General features: G+C 65.9%; 13 protein-coding genes. 3 read left to right on the top strand and 10 right to left on the bottom strand.

Annotated elements, in window-relative coordinates; translation table 11 throughout:
* A partial coding sequence (locus YU9_RS0136195; RefSeq protein ID WP_027577111.1) for a DUF1522 domain-containing protein occupies positions 1 to 1,733 on the bottom strand: 1,733 nt, incomplete at its 3' end.
* 320 nt (positions 1,734 to 2,053) lie between these two features.
* Between YU9_RS0136195 and flbT the strand changes: the two genes are divergently transcribed.
* On the top strand, positions 2,054 to 2,494 hold the full coding sequence (flbT, locus tag YU9_RS0136190) for a flagellar biosynthesis repressor FlbT (protein WP_027577110.1): 441 nt from the start codon (positions 2,054 to 2,056) through the stop codon (positions 2,492 to 2,494).
* An 88-nt stretch (positions 2,495 to 2,582) separates the two neighbouring features.
* Here the strand turns inward: flbT and YU9_RS0136185 are convergent, their stop codons facing one another.
* The 9 genes from YU9_RS0136185 to YU9_RS0136145 all read right to left on the bottom strand — a co-directional run bounded on the left by YU9_RS0136185 (position 2,583) and on the right by YU9_RS0136145 (position 16,153).
* Positions 2,583 to 4,079 carry an aspartate aminotransferase family protein gene (locus tag YU9_RS0136185; protein WP_027577109.1) on the bottom strand — a complete coding sequence of 499 codons (1,497 nt, stop codon included), beginning with the start codon at positions 4,077 to 4,079 and terminating at the stop codon, positions 2,583 to 2,585.
* On the bottom strand, positions 4,076 to 5,329 hold the full coding sequence (locus YU9_RS0136180; protein ID WP_027577108.1) for a hypothetical protein: 1,254 nt from the start codon (positions 5,327 to 5,329) through the stop codon (positions 4,076 to 4,078). Before YU9_RS0136180 ends, YU9_RS0136185 begins: the two co-directional genes overlap by 4 nt.
* A 1-nt stretch (position 5,330) precedes the next feature.
* Positions 5,331 to 6,959, bottom strand: a complete 1,629-nt coding sequence (locus tag YU9_RS0136175; RefSeq protein WP_027577107.1) for a hypothetical protein — start codon at positions 6,957 to 6,959, stop codon at positions 5,331 to 5,333.
* A gap of 10 nt (positions 6,960 to 6,969) precedes the next feature.
* A complete protein-coding gene (locus YU9_RS0136170) occupies positions 6,970 to 7,755 on the bottom strand; it encodes a hypothetical protein (RefSeq protein WP_027577106.1) in 786 nt (261 codons plus the stop codon).
* 71 nt (positions 7,756 to 7,826) lie between these two features.
* Positions 7,827 to 9,710: a flagellar protein gene (locus YU9_RS0136165; protein WP_027577105.1), complete on the bottom strand. Its 1,884-nt coding sequence runs from the start codon at positions 9,708 to 9,710 to the stop codon at positions 7,827 to 7,829.
* A gap of 21 nt (positions 9,711 to 9,731) precedes the next feature.
* The gene (gene flgK, locus YU9_RS0136160; RefSeq protein ID WP_027577104.1) at positions 9,732 to 11,615 is read right to left on the bottom strand and encodes a flagellar hook-associated protein FlgK; all 1,884 of its coding nucleotides are present in this window, start codon (positions 11,613 to 11,615) and stop codon (positions 9,732 to 9,734) included.
* 35 nt (positions 11,616 to 11,650) lie between these two features.
* Entirely contained in the window at positions 11,651 to 13,918 is a 2,268-nt protein-coding gene (locus YU9_RS0136155) for a flagellar hook-basal body complex protein (protein WP_027577103.1), read from the bottom strand.
* 177 nt (positions 13,919 to 14,095) lie between these two features.
* Positions 14,096 to 14,608 (bottom strand): peptide-methionine (R)-S-oxide reductase MsrB, encoded by a 513-nt coding sequence (msrB, locus tag YU9_RS0136150; protein WP_027577102.1) that lies wholly within the window; start codon positions 14,606 to 14,608, stop codon positions 14,096 to 14,098.
* Positions 14,609 to 14,695: 87 nt separating this feature from the next.
* On the bottom strand, positions 14,696 to 16,153 hold the full coding sequence (locus tag YU9_RS0136145) for an FAD-binding oxidoreductase (RefSeq protein WP_027577101.1): 1,458 nt from the start codon (positions 16,151 to 16,153) through the stop codon (positions 14,696 to 14,698).
* Positions 16,154 to 16,245: 92 nt separating this feature from the next.
* Between YU9_RS0136145 and YU9_RS0136140 the strand changes: the two genes are divergently transcribed.
* Positions 16,246 to 16,782 carry a histidine phosphatase family protein gene (locus YU9_RS0136140; RefSeq protein WP_027577100.1) on the top strand — a complete coding sequence of 179 codons (537 nt, stop codon included), beginning with the start codon at positions 16,246 to 16,248 and terminating at the stop codon, positions 16,780 to 16,782.
* 50 nt (positions 16,783 to 16,832) lie between these two features.
* Complete coding sequence (locus YU9_RS0136135; protein WP_027577099.1) at positions 16,833 to 17,258, top strand: universal stress protein; 426 nt, start codon at positions 16,833 to 16,835, stop codon at positions 17,256 to 17,258.
* Positions 17,259 to 18,245 lie beyond the last annotated feature (987 nt).

The raw sequence follows: 18,245 nt of genomic DNA, 5'->3' as shown, positions 1-18,245 counted from the left end.
GCCGTCGAGAACGTCAGCGAGGAGGTCAGCGTGCCGCCGATCGCACCGCCCGCGGCGCTCGAACCGATGGTCGAGGACGCGTAGTCGTTGGTGGTCGAGATCGTCAGCAGGCCGTTGGCGTCGATCGTCGCGGACAGGTTGTTGGCCTGGAGCTTCGAGTTGAGCTGATCCAGCGTCTTCACCGTGCCGTTGGTGCCGTCGCCGAACGTGACNTTGACCGCCGTGCCGCCGTTGAAGGAGGTGAAGGTCAAGGTCTTGCCGCTGATGCCGCCGATGCCGGAGGTGCGCGCCGCCGAGAACGCGGTGGCGGTGCCGGTGTTGCCGGCAAGGCCNAGCGCATTCAGCGCGTTGCCGGTGCCCGTGATCGCCAGGTCGGCATTGACGCCGGTCGAGAGCTTGAGCTGGCCGGAGGCGTTGATCGACGAGGCGATCTGGCCGGAGGCGGCCCCAAGCGTTGCGGTGCCGTTGGCGGCAATGGTGGCAGTCTGCACGCCGGTGGCAAGGTCGATCGCGTTGAGCACGTCGGCGACAGTGCCGGCCTGGAGATAGACCGTCGAGTTGCCGTTGCCGTCGGTGAGCACGTTGCCGCTCTTGCCGAAGCCGGTCGGGATCGCCGGGGCATTGGTCGAGCCCGGGACCGGCGCGTTCTTGAAGGTGATGACGTGACCGTCGACGTTCAGGGTCGAACCGTCCGCGATCAGAGCCCCCAGGGAGCCCGAGCTGGTCGTGCGGGTCGCCGTCGCCGTGGCGTTGCCGCCACCCGTTGCGGTGGTCAGACCCAGCGCCTTGAGGAAGTCGGCCTTGCCGGTCACGGACACGTCCGCACCCGTCGAGCTCTTCAGCGCCACGATACCTGCGGTCATCGACGACGCCGTCGCGCCGGAGGCCGCACCGATGGTCGCAGCACCGTTGGTGATCGTCGAGGTCTGCACGCCGCTGGCGAGGTCGATCGCCGTCAGCACGTCGTTGACGGTCGCAGCCGGGGTGCCGGCGGTGCCGAGATAGACGGTCGTATTGCCGTTGCCGTCCGTCACCAGGTTGCCGCTGACGCCAGAGCCGCTCGCGACCGCGCTGGCGGCCGGGGCCGAGCCGGCGCGGAAGGTGATGGTCTTGCCGTTCACCGTCAGCGTGTCGCCGTCGGCGGGAGCCGTGCCGATCTTGGAGGCCGCGGTGGTGCCGATCAGGGTCATCGTGCCGGTCACGGCGGTGGTGCCGTCGGCNGCGTTCACGGCCACCGTGTTCGAGAACGTGCCCTGGGTCGCGCCGAGAGTCGTCGTGCCGGTCGCAGCGGTCGTGCCGCCGGNAGCGCCGCTGTACAGCACGTTGCCGAGCGCCGTGGCGCTGGCATAGGANGTCGTGCCCCGCAGNTCCGCGGCCGTCGCNCCCGAGATCGTGGCGGAGACGTTGGACTTGGTGGAGTAGCCGACCGTGGTCTGCAGCGCCTGGTTGGCGATCGACTTGGCGCTGTCGATCAGCTTCTGCAGCGAGGTGATGCCGGTGTTGGCAGCCTGCAGCACCTGCACGCCGTTGGCGATACCGTCGAGCAGGTTGTTGATGTCGCTGGCGCGGTTGTCGAGCGACTGGGCGGTGAAGAAGTTGGTGGGATTGTCCAGGGCCGAGTTGACGCTCTTGCCGGTCGACAGACGGCTCTGCGTGGTGGCGAGGAGGTCAGCGGTGGACTGGAGGGAGAGCAGGTTCTGACGAACCGATGCGGAGAGAACGATACCGGACATGACTCTGTTACCTTTCTGGTAAACGACGCTACTGTTACGCGTCTGCTTGGATCGAGATTGACCCAGCGACCGGCGGACCGTGGCGCCGAGTCCTCTAACGAAACATGAAATGAAACCCGTGCTTTTGCTGGCTCGCGCGTGATTCGGGTCTGGGAGCTGCGCGCACCGCCGCACTGCCGCACGCATACACCTTTGACAATGTTGAGCTTTTTGGCGTGAACGCCAGTGATTTACAGCTCGTTAACTAATTACGAGCGAGAATCAGGCCTTGATGAGCCGCAACGAACGCTCGGTTACGAAAGCGTTGATGGAGAACAGGCATGGCCCTCAAGGTCGAGCTCAGACCGCACGAACGCATCATCGTCGGTAACTGCGTGATTACCAACACGGACCAGCGCGCCCGCCTCCTGATCGACGGCGACAACGTGCCGATCCTGCGCGAGCGCGACATCCTCACGCCGGAGACCGCCGATACGCCCGCCAAGCTCGTCTACCTGGCGGTCCAGCTCATGTACATCTCGCCGGATCCGCAGACCCAACACGGCACCTATTTCAACCTGGTGCGCGACATCGTGACCGCGGTGCCGAGCTCCTGGCCGATCATCGAAGGCATCAACAACAACATCCTGAACGGCGACCTCTACCGGGCGCTGAAGGACGCCCGCAAGCTGATTGCCTATGAAGAGAAGCTGCGGGATCAGTACGCGGCCACGCATCCCAAGGCGGAAGCGGACAAGGCCGAGGTGAGCTCCGCCGCCTGACCACACGCTTTCGCGTACCCAAGCCGCGCGAACGACGACGGCCCCGGATCGCCTCCGGGGCCGTCGTCGTTTCAGGCATGCATCAATGCTACTGCGCCGCGAGCGGCGGCGCCTCGACCTCGATCACTCCGCCGCTCCGCTGTCCACCGAACTGCAGCACGGCCGCGACCAGCGCATCGATGTCCGCCTCCTCGGTGCGGTGATTGACGATCGCGGCGCGGATCGCGAACTTTCCGTCGAGCGTCGTGCTCGAGGGCGCGGCGATGCCGGACTCCTGGATGTCGGCGACGATCTCGCGATTGACGGCATCACTGCTGCGATAGCGGAAGCAGACGATGTTGAGATTGACCGGCGCCAGCAATTCCAGCCGCGGTTCGGCCAGCACGCGAGCTTCGAGATACTTCGCCAGCGCGCAGCTTCGTGCGATCGCACGGCCCAGCCGGTCGGTGCCGGACGTCTTCAGCGTGAACCACGTCTTCAGCGCCCGGAAGCCGCGCGACAGATCGGGACCGAGATCGCACGGCCAGATCGCGCCCGCCGCAAGCCCCCTCGCCTCGCGGCGCAGATAGGCCGCCGGCTGCGCAAAGGCCTGCCGATGCTGCTCGCCGTCGCGCACCAGCAGGAAGCCTGCGTCGTATGGCACCTGTCCCCATTTATGGAAGTCGAGTGCGATTGAATCCGCAAGCTCGATGCCGCCGAGCAGCGGCGCAAGCTCCGGCGACAGGATCGCGAGCGCACCGAAAGCGCCGTCGACGTGAAACCAGATTCGTTCCTCGCGGCACAGCTCAGCGACCGCCCTGAGGTCGTCGATCGCACCGATATCGACCGTGCCGGCGGACGCGACCACCAGGAACGGCTTGAAGCCGACCTCGCGATCAACGGCGATCTGCGCGCGCAATGCGGCAACATCGATGCGATGATCGGCATCGACGGCGATATTGCGCAGCGCATCCGTGCCGAGCCCGGCGATGTCCATCGCTCTCGATATGCAGCCATGCGCTGCCTGCGACGTATAGGCCGTGAGCAGCGCACCGTCATTGCCGATGCCGTGCTGCCGCGCCAGCGTGCCGAGTGCGGCGGTGCGCGCCACCAGCACGGCCATCAGATTGGCCATCGACGTGCCCGTGACGAAGATGCCGCTTGCGCTCTCGGGAAAGAGGAACAGGCGACGCATCCAGTCGACGATCTGGCGCTCGACCTCGATCGGCATGTGGTCGCGTCCGCCAAGATTGGCGTTGAGGCCTGCCGCAAGCATCTCCGCGAGCATGCCGACCGCGGTGCCGCCGCCATGCACCCAGCCCATGAAGCCGGGATGGATGTTGCCGGTCGCATAGGGCGCGACATGCTCGGAGAATTCGCGATAGACCTCGGCAAGGTTGCTCGCCTCGCGCGGCACGTCCGCCCTGAATGCCGCACGGACGTCATCTGGGATCGGCCGCCAGACGGGGCGCGCCCGAACGTTGGCGATGCCGTCGATCGTCTCGTCCAGCATGCGGTGGGCCAGCGCGCGAAACTCGCTCCAGTCCTGCGGATCGAGCGAGGTATTCGCGACGGAGCTTTGCGTATTACGGATGATCTCGTTCATGCTGCGCCCTCCCCGCCCGTCTTTGCATGCCGCAACAGCATCGCCGTGAACGCGGCAAAGATCTTGCGCATCTGCGGCGGCTTGTAGGGAAACACGACCGGCGAATCCATGTTGTGCACGACGGCGGTGTTGTCGGCCTCGAACACCAAAAGCTCGCCGTTCGCGTTCTCGGCGCAATCGACGATGAAATAATCGAGGCCGACGCGCCGGCTCATCTCCTCGAGCGCGTTTCCGTGGCGCGCGGCGAAGGCGTGGTCGAAGTCGCGCATGAAGGCGGCTTCCTCGGCCCGCTTCTCTTCGCTGAAGGCCATGTAGGCGTTGAGATACCAGATGTCCCAACGGTCGGCGATCGCCATGTGGCAGGCATAGGGCTTGCCGTCGACCATGGCGAGGCGATACTTGCGGTAGAGCCCGTCGGGGCTCACATAGTCGACGAAGCGTGCGACGAAGAAGTCCTGCTCTTTCCGTTCAGCGAGATAGGCCGCGAGCGCCGCCGCATCATCGAGCTTCGCGAGTCCGACGCCGGCATGCGAGCCGCGCGGCCGCGCGATGATCGGAAAGTGCAATTCGCCCGCGATGTCCCCGCAAGCGATCCGGCCTCGGGCGAGATCGGACAATTGCGCCCGCGTTGCGTGGATGGTCGCGGGAATGTCCAGACCCGGCACACCAGTCAGCAGCCGATACAGCTTGTCGCGATCGAGATTGCCGATGCGATCGGGGCGATTGAGCAGTGGCCGTGGCCAGCGCGGCGCGGCGTTCTCGACCTGCGCGAGCGCCTCACGGCATTCCTCGGAATCGGACGCGACCACGATGGCAACGTCGTGCTCGGGCAAGCTTTCCGGCAGACCGACACCCTTGACCACATAGAGAGTCAATAGCTCGAGGTCGGAGCCTTCGAGCAGGAAATCGATCGGCGTGTTGCCGCCCATGTCGATGTCGGCTGCAAGCGCGAGCACGCGCAAGCCCGGCTTCGGGGCCGCGCCGGGCGTGCGGAACAATTGATGGAAGGTCAGCACCTCGGACTGGATCGCAAGCCCCTGATCCTTGTCGCCCAGAAGCTGGGTGATCAACGACAGATCCAGCCCTTCGCCCGCGAGCGCCGTCCCCGCCGCGATCCGCGCCACGAGCTGGTTGCGCAACGGATGCAGATCGATGCCTTCGAAGGCCTGGCGCGTCAGCTGCGCAAAGCCGATGCGGTCGGCATAGTTCGCCGCGGTCAAGCCGATCGGCGCGGAAACTGGATGCTGCATCTCACACCTCGAACGCAGACTTGACCGGCGCGGCCGCGCCTGCGCCACGGTCGAGCAGCAGCTCGATCTTCACCAGAACATGGGCGATGCGGTCGAGAATATGCTGCACATTGCGTTGCGCCTCCGCCCTGTCCGGCGACCAGGCCTCCGTCACGAGCCGTGCGCCGACGCAGAGGCGCAGCACGGCCTGCGGCGTCTCGTCCTGCCGCTCCAGCCGGACCGGCTGGCCGATCAGGCAGCGCTGCGCGGCCACCTGCCGGTCCGCCGCGCTGCCGCTGATCGCCTCGCTCATGTCACGCGCCAGCGCGCGATGAACGGCCGCCGTCTCGGCGATCGAGACCGGCTTGCCGTCGCGCAGCAGCGTGAACGGAAAGATCGTGGCGTGCGCGAATTCCTCGTCATCCACGCCGGCCATGTTCGGCGCGGCTGGAACAGAGCGCAACGATGGCGACAATGCGATCATGCTGTCGATGCCGGCGGCAAGCTCGGCGAGCATCACGGCGCGGAAAGCCCCGGGCACGGCGTAGTAGCTGCCGATCTCGGCCAGCGCCGCCTCCCAGCGCAGCCATTGACCGAAATTCGGACGGCGTTCGAACCGCGAACGCAGCGCCGTCCAGGCTATCGGCCAATCGCAACGGCCGGCGTAGTCGAAGATACCGGGCGCGATTCCCTGGATCCGATCGAGCGACCGCGAGAGGCCCTTCGGCACCAGCAGCGCGCCGCTGAAGGCAGGCCCGCCGAAGAATTTCGAGCCGGTCATCAGCACCATATAGCCGCAGTCGAGATAGGAGCGCAGGCGGCGGCGGACAAGCCTGGCCTGGCAGGCATCGACGACGATCTGGACCTTGCGTGGCCAGCGCCGCCCGATCTCCTCGAGGCAGGCCGCGCTCGGCGCGCGCCAGCCGAGCTTCGAGCAGTCCATGATCTGGAGCAGAACCGGCGCGCCTTGCGCGATCGTGGCCTCGACCGCATGCAGCACGGCGACATCGGCGTCCGCGCGCATGGCGATCCCGGGCGCGGCTGCGCACAGCGGCAACGCAAGACTTGCGCCGGCGAGCCCGGCAATCGCAGCGTTCTTGCGAACCGCAACGCCGCTCGCCGTCATCGAGCTGAAATGGTGCCCGCGGGCGGTATGGCTCGTCCCGCTGCCGGTCTGGTCGGCGCCGACCACGATCGTCACCGGCCGCGCGCCGAATATCGTGCACGCCAGGAACAGGGCGTGGAGCTGCGAGTCCGTGCCGGACGGCGAGAACACCACGTCGACTCGCGGCGAGAGCTGAAGATGGCCGCGCAGCTCGTCGCGCATGTCCTCGCAGCGCGCGTCGAAAGCGATCTCGACCTCGTCGAACAGGCACTTGTGCATCAGCTCTTCGCGCGCCAGCGCGGCCCGGTCATAGGCCGCTTGCGAGATCGTCGATGCGGTCGAGGAGGCGAAATTCCAGATCTCCGGCTCCGGCGAGGCCGCGCAGCCATACGCGTTGACGCGATCCCCGGCGTCGAGCGCGAGCCGCGGATCTCCGCCGGAGACGAGCAGCGTGTCGAGGGGCGTGAAGAGATCGCGCAGGCGATAGCGCGAACCGCCGTCGGACGCGCGTTCCATCTCTGGCAGGCGGGATGCGCCGGCGCTCATCCCGGACCGCTCACGCCGCGGCATCGGCCGCCGCCGCAGGCGCCGGCGCGAATTGCGAGGCGATGTCGCCGCGGAACACCGACGGCCCGACGTGATCGAGCGAGCTCTGAATGTCGGCCCAGATCTCGCCGCCGATATCGGTCCAGCGCTTGCAGAAGGCGAAGTCCTCGGACAAATACGTGCCGGTTGCCGGATCGATCATGCATTCGAACAGCGCGAACCGGTTCGGGCTCGCCGCCAGCGCATCGTGCGAATGCTCGCGGAAGAATTGCAGGCTCGCATAATCCGGGTGGCGGCACATCGCCTCCAGCACGTGACGCCGGATCATCAGGAAACCAGTGCCGGCATAGCGCACGCGGGTAAAGCCGTTGACGACGACGATGCGGTCGGGATCCTCGATCTCGAGCACGTAGTCGAGCGAGGCGGCCGCCACGTCGGCCCGGCCGGACTGGATCGCACGCGCGGCCTTGTCCCAGTTGACCCGCTTGATCGGATAGCAGCCGGCGACGACGTCCGCGCCGCACTCGATCAGCCGGAACACCTGCTCCGGCTTGAACCCGATATCGGCATCGATGAACAGGAAATGCGTCGCCTTGGGATCGTCCAGGAACATCGCGACCAGGTTGGCCCGTGCCCGCGTGATCAGCGCGTCGCCCTCGCGCAAGTGCACCTTGAGCTCGAGATTGGACATGCCGTGCACGGCGCGCTGCAGCGCGAAGATCGAGCTCGCAAAGATGCTGGACACCTGCCCGCCGAAGCAAGGCGTCGCCACCACCAGCTGCATCCTGTCAGACATCGACCGCTCCGCCCCCTGCAATCCTCACCAAGAGGTAAACAGGCATGGTTAACGGCGTCTTAACGCGGCCCTTACAGGAACTTGACGAGCGAGAGCTGCGCCAGGTTCGAGGTCACCTGGTAGGACGCCTGCAGGGCGTTCTGCAGCGCCAGGATCTCGCTCGCGACCTGGTCGGGCGAAGCCGATTCCGCCTGGTCGATGATGGTCTGCAGCTGTGCCTTGGCCTGGGTCTGGCGCGTGCTCGCGTCCTTCATCGTGTTCTGGGCCATCGCGATGTCGGTCTGGATATCCTCGATGCGCTGCTGTCCGGGCTGCTGGGTCAGCGCCTGGGTCACCCGCAGGCTCAGCGCCGAGACCTGCCCGCCCGAATACTGCCCCGTCGGCGAGGTCGAGAAGGTGCCGAACACCGCGATTGCCTGCAATTGCCGGCGGATCGCATCCTCATTCGCCTGGGCGCCATACTGCACCGTGACGGCATCGTCGACCCGTGCCATCGCGGTCGAGCGCGGCGAGCCGGGCCCGTCATTGCCGAGGTACCACTTCACTGTGGTGGCCGAGCCGTTCACCAGCGTGGTCGCCGAGCTCGCCGGCGAGGAGCCAACGCGCAATGGCGGCTGGGTGGCGGTGACGGGCGTCGCGCTGAAACCGAGCGCACTCAGCGCGCCGGTGTTCGAAGTCGTGATGTTGAGGCTCGCCGCATCGTCGGTGTTGATCGTGATCGAGCCGCCATGGACCGTCGAGGGCTTCGACGTCCCGGTGATCTGGTCGATCTTGCCGAGCAGGGCCTGGATGCTGTCGGTGACGTTGAGCTGGTTGCCGGTCGCACCCGAGCTGACGAAGGTCAGCGTGGTGCCGTTGACGGTGATGGTGTCGCCCGCGACGAAGCCCGGCGAGATCGAGTCCGAGGGGCTCGCGCCGGATAGCGCCGTCGCGCCGGTCACGGGGGCCGGCGGCGCCGCCTGGTTGTTGACGGGCGTGCCGATCGCAGAGCTCGCGGTGTTGAAGAAATTGTCGCCGGCGACGACCGCGGATGCCGCCACCAGCGAGGTGTTGGCGAGCTTCTGAATCGCGGTGTTCAGCGCGGTGTTGAGGTTCGCGGCGGTGTTGTTCGGGTTGACGGGGGTGCTTGCATCGATCGCGAAGCTGCCGAGCGGCGTCGGCGTGGCCGAGGACGCGGTCAGGTCGATCTGCTCCGTCGTCCCGTCCGGCAGCGTGAACTGAACGCTCAGCTTGTCGCCGTTGTTCGGATTGACGCCGTTGAGATCGACCGAGAACGACACCGGCGAGCCGCTCGGGCCGGTGACGGTCGCGCCTGTCAGCGTCGAGGACACCGCTTTGATCTTGAGCCCGAACGGCGACCCGGCGACGTCCTCGGACACCTGCATGGAGCTTGGCGTCGGCTGCGTCTGCACCAGCCGCGCCATGCCGTTGGCCCCTAAATCGGCGGCCTGGCGCTCCGCCATGACGGTCTTGAAGCCGGCCTGCGTCGTGGTGCCGTTGATGATGTCGCCGGCATCCGCGACCGACTGGGTGTTGACGGCCGTTCCGGAGAACAGATAGCGGCTGCCGGTCTGCGTGTTGAGGACGCCGACCATCGAGCCGAACTGGGCGGCGGCGGTGTTCTGCGCGACGGTCTGGCCGTTGACGTTGAGGTCCTGCGCGGTAGAGGCCGAGCCGGTCTGCACCGTGCTGCGGATCTTCGTCAGCGACTGCAGCGCCGTGTTGGCGAGATTGATGCTGACGTTGACGTTGGTGATCGTGTCGGTATAGGCGGCGATGTTGGAGAGCTGCGCGCGCCCGGCGATCGCAAAGCCCTCGTTGGTGCCCATGCCGGAATAGTTCTGCGACAGCTTGCCGGTCGAAAGCTGCGTCGACAGGTCGGTGAGCTGCTGATTGATGTTGCGGATCTGCGCGCCGAGAACCGACGAGGAGTAGTTGATGCTGCTGATCGACATCTTTCAGAGCCCTGTTACCGGTTACACTTGAGCCTGGAGCAACGTGTTCATCATGCTCTGCACCACCGACATGACGTGGGCGTTGGCGGCATAGGCATTCTGAAGCTGGATCAGGCTCGACATCTCCGTGTCCAGATTGACTTTGGCGGTCGAGTCGAACTTCGCCTGGAGCGTCGAGACCACCACGCCCTGGCCCTGCTGGAGCTGGGTCGCCTGCGTCGCGGCGTTGGCCTGGACGCTCAGGAACTGCTGGAGGTAGTTCGAGACGCTGCCGGTGAAGGGCTGGCTCGCCGAGCCGAGGCCGCTCTGCGGCGAATAGGAGAACACCGCACTGGTGAGCTGCGAATAGAGATAGTCCGAACGTGTGGTGTCGCCCAAGGGCGTCACCGGCGAGGTGTTGTAGACCGACAGCCGGGTCGGATCGGAAACCAGCTGGGTGTTCACGGCGATGCGCCCGGCGAGGCCGGTCATTTGCGAGCCTGACGCCGTGATCGCGCCGGTATAGAGCGCCTGCCCGCCATCGGTGAACAGCGGCAGCTGCGGATTGCCCGAGATGAGCGACGAGATCGTCTTGGTGGTCGAGGCCGAGTTGACCTTGGCAAGGCCGGTGTTGTCGTCGGTCACCCGCAACGTGGTGGCGCTCGCCGGTGACGGGGCGGCGGAGAAAGACAGATGCGAGCCCGACAGCGCGGTGTTCAGCGCGGAGGCGATCGCATTCATGCCGCTGGCGAAGTTGACCCCGATCCGCATCGGGTTGGCGTTCGTCGCGTTCTGGAGCGGCAGCGCCGCCGGGTCGGTCACGTTGACTAGCGTGATCTGGCGCTGTGTGTTGGTCGCCGTGTCGGTGTAGGTGATGTTGACGGTGTTGCCCGGCAGCGCGCCGGCAAGCTCGAGGTCGAAACCACCCGGCGGGCCGGAGACGGTGCTGCCGGCCGTGGTCTTATCGGACAGCGCGCTCGACATCGTGGCGGCGAGCTGGTCGATCTGGTTCTGCGCCTGCACCAGCGTGTCGTCCCGCAGCTTCAGATCGGCCGCGATCTGGCCCGACGAGACCACATTGTTGGCGACGACGTCGACCTTCGAGCCGTTCGGCAGCACGATGTTTAACGCGCCGACGCCGGACTTGGCCGGATCGGTGTTGTACAGCGACGTCGCCGAAAGCGCGCCTGCGGAAGCGAAGGTGAATTGCGAGGCGAGCCCAGCACCGACCAGCTGGATGCCGGTCGTGGTGTAGATGTTGGCCTGGTTCGAACCGTCGGTGGTGACGCGGACGTCGACATATTTCGACAGCGTGTTGATGGCCTGGTCGCGCTGGTCCATCAGCGTCGCGGCCGAAGGGTCGTTGGCCGACAGGCCCTGCAGCTTGGTGTTGATGTCGGCGACCTTCTGCATCGCAGCGTTGGCGGCTGCTGCCGAGGTGCCGAGGTCCTGTTCGACGTTGGAGCGCAGCGACTGGATGCCCTTGGTGGCGACATTGAGCTGCGTCGCGAGCGCCTGCGCGGCGCCCAGCGCAACGGTTTGCGCAGAGGACGCGCCCGAGCTGGTCGACAGCGCCTGCAGCGCCGTGGTGAACCTGTTCAACGCGGTTTCGAGCGTGCCGCTGTTACCTGGCGTGCCATAGACAGTCTGAAGCTGCTTCAGGATGTTGGCCATCTGGTCGGCGTAACCGCTACCGCCGGTCTCGGTCCGCAGCTGGTTCAGCACGAAGGCGTCGAGCTCCCGGCTGACGCCGGTCGTCATCGCCGTCGAGCCAAACTCGCCGGTGGTGACCTCGATCTGGTTCGGCGTCTGGACGACGTAACCCGGCGTCTGCACATTGGCGACGTTCGAGGAGACGATCGAGAGCGCAGCCTGGTTGGCACGCAGACCGCTCATCGCACTGGCGAGGGCTGAACTCAAACCCATGTCACTGACCCGCCTTTGGTTACGTCATGCGCCGATCAGCGCAACACGTTGAGGAGATCCTGCACCATCGAATTCGCCGTCGTGATCACCTTGGTGTTGGCCGAATAGGCCTGCTGGGTCACGATCAGCTTGGTGAATTCATCGGCGATGTCGGTGTTGGAGCCTTCCAGCGACGAGCCGCTGATGGTGCCCGAGGCGCCGTCGATCGCAGGCCCCGACTGCTCGGTTGCCGCGTAAGCGCCGCCGTCGAGCGCCTTCAGGTAATTGGTGCCGTTGAAGTGCGACAACGAGACCTGCGCGAGGTCGAGGTTCTGGCCGTTGGAGAAGGTGCCGACCACGAGGCCGTTGTTGTTGACGGCGACTGAGCGGAGCTGGCCCGCGGCGTAGCCGTTCTGGGTGATGGTGTTGATGGTCACCGCGCCGCTGGTGCTGGCATATTGCGTCAGGCCGCCCTGGGAGATGTTGAAGGCCACCGAGCCGAGCGACTGGCCTCCGACGCTGACATTGTTGATGGTGATGCCCGAGCCGCTCGGCGAGGTCAGCGAGCCGTCGGCGGCGAATGTGAAGGCCTGCCCGGTGTTGACCCAACCGACCGTGGTGCCGGTCGCATTCGGGTCGGTCTGGTAGAACAGGTTCCAGGTGTCGGAATGGCCGGTGCCCAGCGAAGCACTGTCGGTCTTGGCCCAACGCAGCTGCAGGTTCACCGGCGTGCCGGCGGCGTTGTAGGCGGTGACCGCACCGCCACTGATCGATTCCTTCGTGAACGTGGCGATGTCGTTGCCGATCACACCGCCGGTGCCGGCCGTGCCGCCGCCGCCGCGGTTTTTCGTGATGGTCGAGGTGAAGCCGAGCGCGGCGAAGGCGCTGCTATTGTTGCTGGTCACCGTCAAGGTGGGATTGGCGATACCGGTATTCAGGGTGATCACGCCGCCGCTGATCGAAGAGCCGCTCGCACCGCTGAGCTGGTCGATCTGGTTGAGCAGGGTCGAGATGTCGTCGGTGATGTTGATCTGGTTCGGAGCGACGGCACCGGAGTTTACGAAGGTGATCGTATTGGCCGGTCCCGTGCCGTTGACCTGGATCGTATTGCCGGCCACGAAGGGCGTCGAGAGGACTTCCGGTCCGCCGGCCGTGGCGGAGCCGCCGAGTCGTGTGGCACCCGTAATGGCCGGGGTGGACAGCACATTACCGCCGCGCGTCACGCTGCTGACGCCGAGAAGGCTTGCCGCCGTGCCGCTAATCGTCACGTCGGCTGTGGTGCTGGTCGTGATCTGGATGTTGCCGCCGGCGGTCATTGTCGCGGTGGCGGGGGCGCCGCCGGCGCCCACGACGATCGCATTCAGGATGTCCGACATCTTTGCGCCGGTCGGCGAGAGCAGGCCGATCGTGGTGACGCTGCCGACCGTCGAGGCGCCGGAAACGGTGGCGTCGAAGTTGATGGTCTGGCCGTTGACCGTCAGCGACTTGCCGGCCAGGTTGGTGAGAAGGCTGGTGTTGAGATGCGGGGATACGGCGGAGTCCAGAGACGTGTTGCTGGTTGCCGCCGCAGAAGCGCTGTCCAGCAGCGCCACGGAGCCAGTCGCGGTCGTTGCCGTGTAGGCCGAGCGCAGGTTGCCGGTGGCGGCTGCCCCGGAAATCGTCGCATTGGTATAGGGCGGCGGCGGCGTGCCGATGATCAGCGGGTTGGCGGCGAAATCGGACGGGTTCAGACCGCCGGCCGCGAGCAGCGTGCCGCTCGCCGCGGTCGAGCTCGCCGCCGTGTTCGGCACGCTCGGCAGGTTCGCCGCGTACTGGATCGCGGTGGTCGCCTGCGCCGGGATAAAGTTGTTCTGGAATTTCAGGACCGTCGCCACATTGCCGGTCGGGTTGCCGGTCTTGGGGTCGACCGTGGTTCCCATCAGATAGTAGCCGGCGCCGTTGACGAGGTTGCCGTTGGCATTGAGCTGGAAGTCGCCGCGGCGGGTGTAATAGGTGACGCCGTTGAACACCGGAACGTTGTCGACGACGCCGGTCGCCTTCTGGATCGAGAAGAAGCCGTCGCCGGTGATCGCCATGTTGGTTGCCACGCTGGAGGACGAGATCGTGCCCTGCGTGGTGATGGTAGCCTTGGCGTTGGCCGTCACGCCGCCCGCGACCTGCTTGCTCGGGACCGAGGAGTCGGGGATGAGGTCGACGAAGCTGGTCCCGATGCCTTTGTAACCGGTGGTGGATGAGTTCGCGATGTTGCCGGAAATGTTCTGCAGCGCGTAGGACTGCGCCTGCAGGCCACCCACCGAGGTGTTCATTGCATCGAAGATACCCATAACTTTGTCTCCAAATCCGATCTCGGCGGCCGGTCGACCATGGCCGCAATCGGATGAGACAGTCGCAAGGGCTATGCCAATGCAGGTATCTTCACAAAATCAATGACTTAAAGAAAAAGCCCCGGCCTGGCGACCGGGGCACATTTGCCGGGACCGGCAACAATTGCCGGGACTTCCTTACGTCGCCGATGCCGCCGCGGGGTGGAACACCAGCCCGAAACCGTCGATGCAATAGCGCAATCCGGTCGGCTTCGGGCCGTCGTCGAAGACATGGCCGAGATGGCCGCCGCAGCGCCGGCAATGCACCTCGGTGCGCACCATGCCGAAGGTGCGGTCCTCGGTCTTGCCGACATTGCCCTCGATCGGCGCATAGAAGCTCGGCCAGCCCGTGCCGCTCTCGAACTTGGTCTCGGATGCAAACAGTGGCAGGTCGCAGCCGGCGCAGGCGAAGATGCCCTTGCGGTGCTCCTTCAAGAGCGGGCTGGAGCCGGGCCGCTCGGTGCCGTGGTTGCGCAGGATCTCATATTGCTGTGGCGTGAGCTGGGCACGCCACTCGGCCTCGGTCTTCGTGATCTCGAACTTTTCCGCGGCCTTCTCACCGGCCTCGGCAGGTGTTCCTCTCAGCCAGCGGAAGGCGGAAAGGCCGAACAGGCCGGCGGCAGTCGTGAGCAGGATGCGGCGGTCAAACATGTCATTCTCCGTGCGCGCGAAGTCCACGCCCTGAGATACGGGCTTCTGTCAGCCGACGTTACACGTCCGGGCGGAATTTCGCTCAACTTATTGCGAGACGCGGTCGTCGTACGCGATCGGTTCCGCGGCTTCGATCGCAGGCTTCTGCGGCGGGGCCGGTCGCGGCCGGACGCCGTCCGGGGGACGACGCGGACCGGTGCCGGCGGCCCGGTTGGCTTCAGCGAGGCGCGCCTCGCGTTTCCTGTCCTTGACCCTGGCACGCTCGCGATAGCGGGCGAGCGAGCCTGCCGCGGCGGAACTCGCCCTGCTCCAGATGCCGACCAGCTGGCCCGCGACGCGCCCCGTGGCACCGCCCGCCCAGACCAGCTCGAACGGCGAGAACAGCTTCCAGCGCTCATCGCCCCACAAGATGCTGCGCGCGATCATCTGTCCGGCCATGGCCGAGGTGTTCATGCCCTGGCGGCCGAACCCGCTCGCCACCCACAGGCCTTTGCGCAGCAGACCGATCTGCGGCATGCCGTGCACTGTGTGGCCGGTGGCGCCGCCGAACATCTCGGTGATCTCGACATTGCCGAGTTGGGGAAAGATCGTACGGATCCGCCGCCTGACGGCGCCCGCGAAGCGCTGCGGACGCGCCGCCCAGGTGGTCTCCGGGCTTTCCCACATCAGCCGCTCGCCATCGACGATCCGGAAATGGTCGACGCCGTCGGAATCCATCACCGATCCCTTGAAGGCGATGATCTCGTGCACGCGCTCGCCGAGCGGCGCGGTGATGCCGGCATAGCGCCAGACCGGCAGGAGCGTTTCCGACAGGCGCTTCAAGGGCGCGCCGAGATGGATGTTGCCCGCGAGCACGATGTGGGTCGCGCGCAGCCGCGCCGTGGGCGTGACGATGCGCTTGCGGATGCCGGAATGGTCGATGCTGACCACCGGCGTATCCTCGAAGATGCGGGCGCCGGCCCGCCGCGCCAGTGCCGCAAGGCCGTGCACATATTTGCGGCCATCGACCTGGAACGCTTTGGGATAGTACACGCCGTGAAAGTAACGCTCGGTCTTGAGCACCTCGCGAACGCGATCGACCTGCCAACCCTCGACCTCGGTGTCGAAATCCTCGTTCAGCATCTGCAACCGGCTGATCAGCCGGTCGCCGGCGTCGACGTTGGAGACCTCCAGCACGCCATCGCGAAGGCCGATGCCCGGCATGTTCTCTTCCGTGGCGTTGGCACGGACGAACTCGGCGCCCTCCTTCGACAGCGCCCACAATTCGCGCGCGTCCTCGAAACCGATGCGCTCGATCAGGTCGGTGAGCGGCAGCGCGAAACCCGGCATCACGGTGCCGAGCTGGTTGCCGGAGGCATTCCAGCCGATATGGCGGCCCTCGAGCACCGCGACACTGGCCCCGAGCCGGGCCGCTTCCAGCGCGATGGAAAGCCCGGCAAGCCCCGCTCCGATCACACAAATGTCGGCATCGACATCGAACGACAGCCGCGTGCGGTCGCGAAAGCCGGCTTCTTCCTGGGACACGGTTGTGAAAGTCTCGCTCATGGCGTTTCTTAAGATACCCACTGGGCGCTTGTCACCTTGTCCTCAACCGGCGCCTGTAGATTATCCTGGATGCGTAACGATTCGAGAATGCCATGCGCCGTTTGATGCTGCTGCGTCACGCCAAGACCGAGACCGACGCACCGAGCGGCCGTGACCGGGACCGCCGGCTCGACGACCGCGGCCATGGGGATGCCGCGCAGATGGGCGACTGGATCGCCTCCCATCCACCGTTCCCCGATACCGTGCTGGTGTCGCATGCCGTGCGGGCCCGGCAGACCTGGGACATCGCCTGGAAGGCGATGAAGGAGCGCGTCCCAGCGCCGCAGGTCGAGGTCCTGCCGGAACTCTATGGCGCCGATCCCGCGCAGATCCTGGATTCCATTCGCACTGCAACTGCCCCGGCCAATCCGAAGCGATTGCTGCTGATCGGCCACAATCCCGGCATGCATGAGGTCGCCCTGATGCTGATCGGCAGCGGCGATCCTGATGGCGCCAAGGCGCTCGCCCACAATCTGCCCACGGCGGGGCTTGCGATCTTCGACTTTGACGTCAAGGATTGGGGTGACGTGGCCTACCGCCGCGGCAAGCTGGTGCTGTTCGTCAGCCCCAAGCTGCTTCGATCGGGTTGATCGCGCGACGTGCCGGCAAGACGTGCTGACCGAAAGATTTGGAGGCGCAGATGTTCAAGTCCATCCTCGTGCCCATCGACCTCGCCGACACCGATCTCGCCAAGCCGGCGATCGCGACCGCGGCGACGTTGTCGCAGACCTGGAGCGGCACGGTGCGCCTGCTCAACGTGCTGCCGATGACCCCGGTGATGCTGGCCGAATACGTGCCGGCCGATTTCGACGAGCAACAGCGCCAGACCTCGGAAGAAGCCCTCGCCATCGTCGCGCGCGAATCCGGCATCGAGCCTTCCCGCATATCGAGCGTAGTGCGCCAGGGCGGCATCTATCACGAGATCCTGGAGGAAGCCGCGCACATGAAGGCCGACCTGATCGTCATGACCTCGCACCGGCCGGCGATGCGCACCTACTTCCTCGGTTCCAACGCCGGACACGTCGTGCGCTACGCCAAATGCTCGGTGCTGGTGGTGAGGCACTGAGGGTTCATTCGTAGCCCGGCTGGAGCGCAGCGCAATCCGGGGCAATTGTATCCGCGGATACGATCCCGGATTACGCTACGCTCCATCCGGGCTACGAGGCCTTGCGTTGCCCGACGGGCAAAACACACGAGCGGTGGGTCAACGCGCCGCGGCGAAAATATTCCGCTTACCGAACTTCGGAAATGACGCATATTCGCCGCAACCCGGCCCCAGGAAGAGGGGCGCATCGCGATCGTCACGTACGCGGGCCGGGCGGCGGTGGACGTGGGTCACACCGGCGCGAAGGGTTTTGCAGGGCGGGCAACCGTGAGCGAAGACCTCGCGCCAACGACAGGTGTGGTTCGCGTACGGCAAAATCGTGTGGTCCTGGCGCCCGGGGTCTCTGCGCCAAGTGTTGCGGTGGTGTGGCGGCCCGACCGGGCACGCGCATCAGTCATCCGCAAGGCGACGGGGGCAATAGTGCATCGCTCCCCGGGGAGAGCGCGACATAAGCCGTAAAACCACTGCGCAGGGAAGGCCGGGATGTCCTGGCTTCACCTGTATGCCGCTGTGCAAATTTTTCTCACTGCAAACCTCGCACAGTGGACCGCGGGTGCCAGCCGGCTCCCGGCCTTCCCTGCGCCCTTGTGTCCCCAAAACTGCCAGAATGTGGCAACGGGCGGTTGGATCAGAACCGCCCGTTGCCGGAACTGAGCCCGTTGNGCCCAAAGGCGAGAGAGCCTGCTAACAGAGCAAGGGACAGCTCCGGTGTCTTCCTCAACCCGAACAGTTGCAAGGGCTGCGAGCCCGTACCAGGCAAGGAAGGGAGTGGATGATGACACAAGACGATCTGGTTGTCGTCGGCATCGATGTCGCCAAAGACAAGATTGATGCGTGCATTCGGACCGTAACGGAGCGGAAGACTTGCCCAGCAACCGCGGCGGGGCGACGGAGCTTGATCGCATGGCTTCGCAAGCATCGGGTCAGCAAGGCAGTGATGGAGGCAAG

Source organism: Bradyrhizobium sp. WSM1743 (assembly GCF_000473065.1).
Lineage (GTDB): Bacteria > Pseudomonadota > Alphaproteobacteria > Rhizobiales > Xanthobacteraceae > Bradyrhizobium.
This window is presented reverse-complemented; position numbering and strand designations above follow the sequence as displayed.

What these genes read in the sequence shown, in the direction of transcription:
- flbT (WP_027577110.1), top strand. Translation starts at nt 2,054, where the DNA reads ATGGCCCTCAAGGTCGAGCTCAGACCGCACGAACGCATCATCGTCGGT.
- YU9_RS0136155 (WP_027577103.1), bottom strand. Translation starts at nt 13,918, where the DNA reads ATGGGTATCTTCGATGCAATGAACACCTCGGTGGGTGGCCTGCAGGCG.
- YU9_RS0136140 (WP_027577100.1), top strand. Translation starts at nt 16,246, where the DNA reads ATGCGCCGTTTGATGCTGCTGCGTCACGCCAAGACCGAGACCGACGCA.
- YU9_RS0136170 (WP_027577106.1), bottom strand. Translation starts at nt 7,755, where the DNA reads ATGTCTGACAGGATGCAGCTGGTGGTGGCGACGCCTTGCTTCGGCGGG.
- flgK (WP_027577104.1), bottom strand. Translation starts at nt 11,615, where the DNA reads ATGGGTTTGAGTTCAGCCCTCGCCAGTGCGATGAGCGGTCTGCGTGCC.
- YU9_RS0136175 (WP_027577107.1), bottom strand. Translation starts at nt 6,959, where the DNA reads ATGAGCGCCGGCGCATCCCGCCTGCCAGAGATGGAACGCGCGTCCGAC.
- YU9_RS0136165 (WP_027577105.1), bottom strand. Translation starts at nt 9,710, where the DNA reads ATGTCGATCAGCAGCATCAACTACTCCTCGTCGGTTCTCGGCGCGCAG.
- YU9_RS0136135 (WP_027577099.1), top strand. Translation starts at nt 16,833, where the DNA reads ATGTTCAAGTCCATCCTCGTGCCCATCGACCTCGCCGACACCGATCTC.
- msrB (WP_027577102.1), bottom strand. Translation starts at nt 14,608, where the DNA reads ATGTTTGACCGCCGCATCCTGCTCACGACTGCCGCCGGCCTGTTCGGC.
- YU9_RS0136180 (WP_027577108.1), bottom strand. Translation starts at nt 5,329, where the DNA reads ATGCAGCATCCAGTTTCCGCGCCGATCGGCTTGACCGCGGCGAACTAT.
- YU9_RS0136145 (WP_027577101.1), bottom strand. Translation starts at nt 16,153, where the DNA reads ATGAGCGAGACTTTCACAACCGTGTCCCAGGAAGAAGCCGGCTTTCGC.
- YU9_RS0136185 (WP_027577109.1), bottom strand. Translation starts at nt 4,079, where the DNA reads ATGAACGAGATCATCCGTAATACGCAAAGCTCCGTCGCGAATACCTCG.